Source organism: Streptomyces sp. NPDC033180 (assembly GCF_055577645.1).
The window spans coordinates 376,448-382,641 of record NZ_JBVIPU010000006.1; the positions used below are offsets into that span (position 1 = coordinate 376,448).

The 6,194-nt window shown below is 67.6% G+C and carries 4 protein-coding genes; all 4 read right to left on the minus strand.

Features of this window, described 5'->3' with window-relative positions:
• Positions 1–4: 4 nt before the first annotated feature.
• Positions 5–2,314 carry a 1,4-alpha-glucan branching enzyme gene (gene glgB / locus ACZ5WE_RS20320; RefSeq protein ID WP_467693636.1) on the minus strand — a complete coding sequence of 770 codons (2,310 nt, stop codon included), beginning with the start codon at positions 2,312–2,314 and terminating at the stop codon, positions 5–7.
• A 31-nt stretch (positions 2,315–2,345) separates the two neighbouring features.
• Entirely contained in the window at positions 2,346–3,692 is a 1,347-nt protein-coding gene (locus ACZ5WE_RS20325; protein WP_467693635.1) for a maltokinase N-terminal cap-like domain-containing protein, read from the minus strand.
• Positions 3,693–3,706: 14 nt separating this feature from the next.
• Positions 3,707–5,428 (minus strand): maltose alpha-D-glucosyltransferase, encoded by a 1,722-nt coding sequence (gene treS / locus ACZ5WE_RS20330; RefSeq protein ID WP_467693633.1) that lies wholly within the window; start codon positions 5,426–5,428, stop codon positions 3,707–3,709.
• A gap of 39 nt (positions 5,429–5,467) precedes the next feature.
• The coding region (locus ACZ5WE_RS20335; RefSeq protein ID WP_467693632.1) for an alpha-amylase family protein at positions 5,468–6,194 on the minus strand (727 nt) is incomplete at its 5' end.

The window sequence follows — 6,194 nt, forward strand, 5'->3', positions numbered from 1 at the left end:
CTTGTCACGCAGTTCCTGAGCGGGGACCCCCAGGGGCAGCAGCCGCAGGCCTGAGCGGTCTCAGCCAGAGGGCCGCCAGTGGTGGAAGAGTCAACGTGATGGATGCGGCGAAGCCGTGGCGGGCCTCCGGCTCCCGCCGGCGGGGACCGTCGTTCTCGATTCCGCTGCCGCCGTAGCGCGACGCGTCGGTGTTGAGGATCTCTTCCCAGGCACCGTCCGCCTCGGGGGGCACGCCGAGCCGGTAGTCGTGGCGGACCACCGGCGAGAAGTTGAAGACGGCCATGAGCGGGCTGCCGTCGGAGGCATGGCGGAGGAAGGCGAAGACATTGTCCTCGGCGGCGTCGGCGGTGATCCAGGTGAAGCCGGACGGGGAGGTGTCCTGCTCCCACAGGGACGGCGTCGCGAGGTAGTGGTGGTTCAGATCGGCTACGAGATGCCGGACCGCGCGGTGTTCCAGGTGCGCCGGGTGGTTCTCCTCGAGCACCCACCATTGAGGGCCGTCAGCCTCCGACCACTCGGCGCCCTGGGCGAACTCCTGGCCCATGAAGAGGAGTTGCTTGCCCGGGTGTGCCCACATGTAGGCGAGGTAGGCGCGGTGGTTGGCGCGCTGCTGCCACCAGTCACCCGGCATCTTGTCGACCAACGCCCTTTTGCCGTGCACGACTTCGTCGTGGGAGAGAGGCAGGACGTAGTTCTCGCTGTAGGCGTACACCATCGAGAACGTCATCTCGTCGTGGTGGTATTTGCGGTGCACGGGCTCGTGGGAGATGTAGGCCAGGGAGTCGTGGGACCAGCCCATGTTCCACTTGAGCCCGAACCCCAGCCCCCCGAGCCCGGCCGCCGCGGGGTGGTCCGTGGCCCGGGTGACCCCGTCCCACGCGGTGGACTCCTCGGCGATGGTGACGACCCCCGGACACCGCCGGTAGACCGTCGCGTTCATCTCCTGCAGGAAGGCCACCGCGTCAAGGTTCTCCCGTCCGCCGTGGGCGTTGGGCGACCACGCCCCCTCTTCGCGTGAGTAGTCCAGGTAGAGCATGGAGGCGACGGCATCCACCCGGAGCCCGTCGATGTGGAACTCCTCGCACCAGTAAGTGGCGTTGGCGACAAGGAAGTTGCGGACTTCCTTGCGGCCGTAGTCGAAGACGAGGGTGCCCCAGTCGGGATGCTCGGCCTGCCGCGGATCCTGCGGTTCGTACAGCGGTCGGCCGTCGAACGCGGCCAGTGCCCAGTCGTCGCGAGGAAAATGACCGGGGACCCAGTCCAGGAAGACGCCGATGCCGGCCTGGTGCAGCGTGTCGACCAGGAACTTGAAGTCGTCGGGAGATCCGAAGCGTGCCGTGGGGGCGTAGAAGCCGGTGACCTGGTAGCCCCAGGAGCCGCCGAAGGGATGCTCGGCGACCGGCATCAGCTCGACATGGGTGAAGCCCAACTCCACTACGTAGTCGGTGAGTTCCGTCGCCAGTTCACGGTAGGTGGATCCCTGTCTCCACGAGCCGAGGTGAACCTCGTACACGGACATGGGAGCCTCGTGGGCCGGGCGGTCACCCCGGTGCTCCATCCATCGGGCATCGCCCCACACGTGGTGGCTGCTCGTCACGACGGAGGCCGTCGCCGGCGGGGTCTGCGTGCGGCGTGCCATCGGGTCCGCGCGCTGCGTACGGGAGCCGTCTCCCCGGGTGATCTCGAACTTGTACATCGCCCCTTCGCCCAGGCCGGGCACGAAGAGCTCCCACACACCCGATGACCCGAGGGACCGCATCGGCAGCGCGGTTCCGTCCCAGTGGGAGAAGTCGCCGCAGATCCGCACGCCGAGCGCGTTCGGGGCCCACACGGCGAATCGTGTGCCCCGGACCCCTTGGTGCTCTCCCACGTGCGCGCCGAGCGCCGTCCAGAGTTCCTCGTGGCGGCCCTCGGAGATGAGGTGCAGATCCAGCTCGCCCAGGGTGGGAAGGAACCGGTAGGGGTCCTCCACCTCCAAGACGGCCTCCGGGTAGTGCACACGCAGCTTGTAGGACGGTGGCCCCTGGCCGATGACCGGAATGCCTCCTGAGAACAGGCCTTCTCCCTCGTCGTGCAGCTCCCACGCGAGACCGTCCATCACGACGGACACCGCCTTCGCGCCGGGCCGCAGGCAGCGCAGATGTACGCCGTGGGGCACGGGATGCGCACCGAGTACGGCGTGCGGGTCGTGGTGTGCGCCGCGCAACAGCCGCTCCCGGTCGGCGGCGTCCGGAGGAGGCACCGCGCACGCACCGCGGACGGCTGTGGCGGCTGCGGTGACTGTTGCGGCTGGGGACACGTCGGTGACGGCCATGTGTGTTGCTCCTCGAACCGGGGGCGGGCGGTCAGTGGTGGCGGGCGAGACGTGCGACGGCCCGCAGGGGGACGGTGATCCAGTCGGGGCGGTGCGTCGCCTCGTAGAGGACCTCGTAGACGGCCCGGTCGGCCTCGTGCGCGCGCAGAAGCACCGGGATGTCCTGCGGATCGAAGAGCCCCGTATCGCCGTATCCGTCGCAGAAGGCCGCGCGGCAGCGCGCCGCCCACTCCGGCCGCGCCCCCTTCTCGACGTGGGCGGCGTAGTCGAAGGAGCGCAGCATGCCGGCGATGTCATGGATGGGAGAGCGATCGGCCCGCCGTTCCGCCAGGGGTTTTGCGGGCTCACCCTCGAAGTCGACGACATGCCACCTGCCGCCGGCGCGCAGCACCTGACCCAGATGGAGATCGCCGTGGATGCGCTGCAGGTGCAGACCGCCGTCCGCGGTGGCGAGCTTGATGAAGACCTCCCGCAGGCCCGCCACGTGCGAGCGCAGGGCCGGCACGGTGGCCGCCGCGTGCAGCAGCCGGTGGGTCATCTGGTCGGCCAGGCGTGTGTGGTGCTCGGCGGTCGGCTCGCCCACGGGGAACGATTCGGCGAGTGCCACGTGCAACTCACCGGTCAACCGGCCGAGTTCCCGGGCCTGATCGGAGAAGTCGCCCTGGTCGAGCGTCGATTGCAGGGCCAGGGTCCAGCCGTCCGTCGCTCCGCGGAGGAAGCGCTGCACGACACCGAGCGTGCCCCAGAACGGCTGGGAGGTGTGGAACCAGGCGACGGGCGCGGGCACGCGGGTGTACCCGTGCCGGGCAAGGACCCCTGGGATCTCCAGGTCCGGGTTGATGCCGGGCTGGACCCGGCGGAACAGCTTCAGGATGATCTCGTCGCCGTACACGATGGACGTGTTCGACTGCTCGGCGTCCAGGACGTGGGGCATGAGGCCCGCGGGAACCGCGGAGCGGGGGAACGACTCGAAACGGAGCGCTCCCATGACGCCGCCGCGCCGTATCCGGTCGAGGAGCAGGATCGTCGCTCGAGGGTCGTACAGCGCGTCGTAGACCAGGAGGTCCTGACCGTGGGAACCCTCCATCCGGCCAAGGAGACTGCCGTGCAGACGAGGCGGCAGATCGGTGACGGCGCCCAGCAACAGCTGGTAGCAGGCGGAGTCCTGAGGGAGGCCGTCCTGTTCGACCCGCACCAGCAGGTGAAAGATGTCGGGGGCCAGCTCCGTCGCGGCCGTCACGGAGACGCCGGTGACAGCACGCTCCCGGTGAGCGAACCATCTTTGCCGTGGCAGCCAGCGGCTCAACAGGGCCGCCAGCGTCGGGCCGGCGATGGGAAGAGGTTCGGTGTCGTACGACAGCAGCAGAGGCGAAGACATGACGTCACGTCCGATCACTTTGTGGAACGCACGGTCCGAGGCGCTCTTTCGCAGAGTCGGAACCAGTAGGAGCCGTGTCCGGCGAGGGTGAGGAGATAGGGCAGTTCGCCGATGGCGGGGAAGCGCACCCCACCGATGAGTTCGACGGGGTGGCGGCCGTCATAGGCCCGGAGGTCGAGCTCGGTGGGCTGCGCGAAGCGGGAGAAGTTGTGCACGCACAGGACCAGGTCGTCGTTGTACTCGCGCAGGAAGGCGAGGACGGCGGCGTTGGAGGAGGAGAGCTCGAGGTACGAGCCGAGGCCGAAGGCGGGGTTCTGTTTGCGGATCTCGATCATCCTGCGGGTCCAGTGCAGGAGTGAGGAGGGGGAGGACATGGAGGCTTCGACGTTGGTGACCTGGTAGCCGTAGACCGGGTCCATGATCGTGGGGAGGTAGAGGCGTCCTGGGTCGCAGGAGGAGAAGCCTGCGTTGCGGTCGGGTGTCCACTGCATGGGGGTGCGTACGGCGTCGCGGTCGCCGAGCCAGATGTTGTCGCCCATGCCGATTTCGTCGCCGTAGTAGAGGATCGGGCTGCCGGGCAGGGAGAGCAGGAGTGCGGTGAAGAGTTCGATCTGGTTGCGGTCGTTGTCCAGGAGGGTGGCCAGGCGGCGGCGGATGCCGATGTTGGCGCGCATGCGGGGGTCTTTGGCGTATTCCGCGTACATGTAGTCGCGTTCTTCGTCGGTGACCATTTCGAGGGTGAGCTCGTCGTGGTTGCGCAGGAAGATGCCCCATTGGCAGCCGGAGGGGATGGCGGGGGTCTTCGCGAGGATTTCGGAGACGGGGTAGCGGGATTCGCGGCGGACGGCCATGAAGATGCGGGGCATGACGGGGAAGTGGAAGGCCATGTGGCATTCGTCGCCGCCGTCTTTGAAGTCGCCGAAGTAGTCGACGACGTCTTCGGGCCATTGGTTGGCCTCGGCGAGCAGGACGGTGTCGGGGTAGTGGGCGTCGATTTCGGCGCGGACGCGTTTGAGGAGGTGGTGGGAGCGGGGGAGGTTTTCGCAGTTGGTGCCCTCTTCGGCGAAGAGGTAGGGCACGGCGTCCAGGCGGAAGCCGTCGATGCCCAGGTCGAGCCAGAAGCGCAGGGCGGAGATGATTTCTTCCTGGACGGCCGGGTTCTCGTAGTTGAGGTCGGGTTGGTGGGAGAAGAAGCGGTGCCAGAAGTACTGTTTGCGGACCGGGTCGAAGGTCCAGTTGGAGGCTTCGGTGTCGACGAAGATGATGCGTGCGTCCTGGTACTGCTTGTCGTCGTCGGCCCAGACGTAGTAGTCGCCGTAGGGGCCTTCGGGATCTTTGCGTGATTCCTGGAACCACGGGTGCTGATCGCTGGTGTGGTTCATCACGAAGTCGATGATCACGCGCATACCCCGCTGATGCGCGGCGTCGACGAATTCGACGAAATCCCCGAGGTCGCCGAACTCGGGCAGCACGGCGACGTAATTGGCCACGTCGTAACCGCCGTCCCGCAGTGGTGACGTGAAGAACGGCGGCAGCCACAGGCAGTCGACACCCAGCCACTGCAGGTAGTCCAGCTTGGCGGTGATGCCCTTGAGGTCGCCGATGCCGTCGCCGTCACTGTCGTGGAAGGAGCGGACCAGGACCTCGTAGAAGACGGCGCGCTTGAACCACTCGGGGTCGCGGTCCTTGGTGGGGGTGTCCTCGAACAGGTCGGACACAGGCTTGTTGATGGTCATGCATCCTCCGTTGCCGCACGGCTGGGGGCGCGTGCTTCCTCACTCGACCGCGCATACGTGCGCGGGGGACACACCCGGCGTCAGGCGGACGTATATGGCCTCGCCCCACGTGTAGGTCGCTTCGCCCAGTTCGTCGCGCACGCGGAACGAAGAGCCGGGCGCGATGCCCAGGCGTGCGCAGTCGAGGCGTACGGTCGCTTCCTGGGTGTGGTGCGGGTCGAGGTTCACGACCACCAGCACCGTGTCGCCGGGCTCATGACGGCTGTACGCGATCACCCGATCGTTGTCCACGGGATGGAAATGCACGTTGCGCAGCCGGTGCAGAGCCGGATGACGTCGACGGATCGCGTTGAGCGCGGTGATGAGGGGCGCGATGGTGGAGCCGGTGCGCTCTGCCGACTCCCAGTCGCGCGGGCGCAGTTGGTACTTCTCCGAGTCGAGGTAGTCCTCGCTGCCGGGCTGGAGAGGCGTGCCCTCGCAGAGTTCGTATCCGCTGTAGAGGCCCCATGTCGGCGAGAGGGTCGCGGCCAGCACCGCGCGCAGCTCGAAGGCCGGGCGCCCGCCGTTCTGGAGGAACTCGGGCAGTATGTCGGGGGTGTTGACGAAGAAGTTCGGCCGCATGTACGCGGCTGTGTCACCGGCCAACTCTTGTACATAGTCGGTGAGTTCAGCTTTGGTGTTGCGCCAGGTGAAGTACGTGTAGGACTGCTGGAAGCCGATGGCGGCCAGGGTGCGCATCATGGCCGGGCGGGTGAAGGCCTCCGCC

Bases quoted from the DNA above. Each gene is read 5' to 3' on its own strand.
- treS (WP_467693633.1), bottom strand. From the start codon at position 5,428: ATGACCATCAACAAGCCTGTGTCCGACCTGTTCGAGGACACCCCCACC.
- ACZ5WE_RS20325 (WP_467693635.1), bottom strand. From the start codon at position 3,692: ATGTCTTCGCCTCTGCTGCTGTCGTACGACACCGAACCTCTTCCCATC.
- glgB (WP_467693636.1), bottom strand. From the start codon at position 2,314: ATGGCCGTCACCGACGTGTCCCCAGCCGCAACAGTCACCGCAGCCGCC.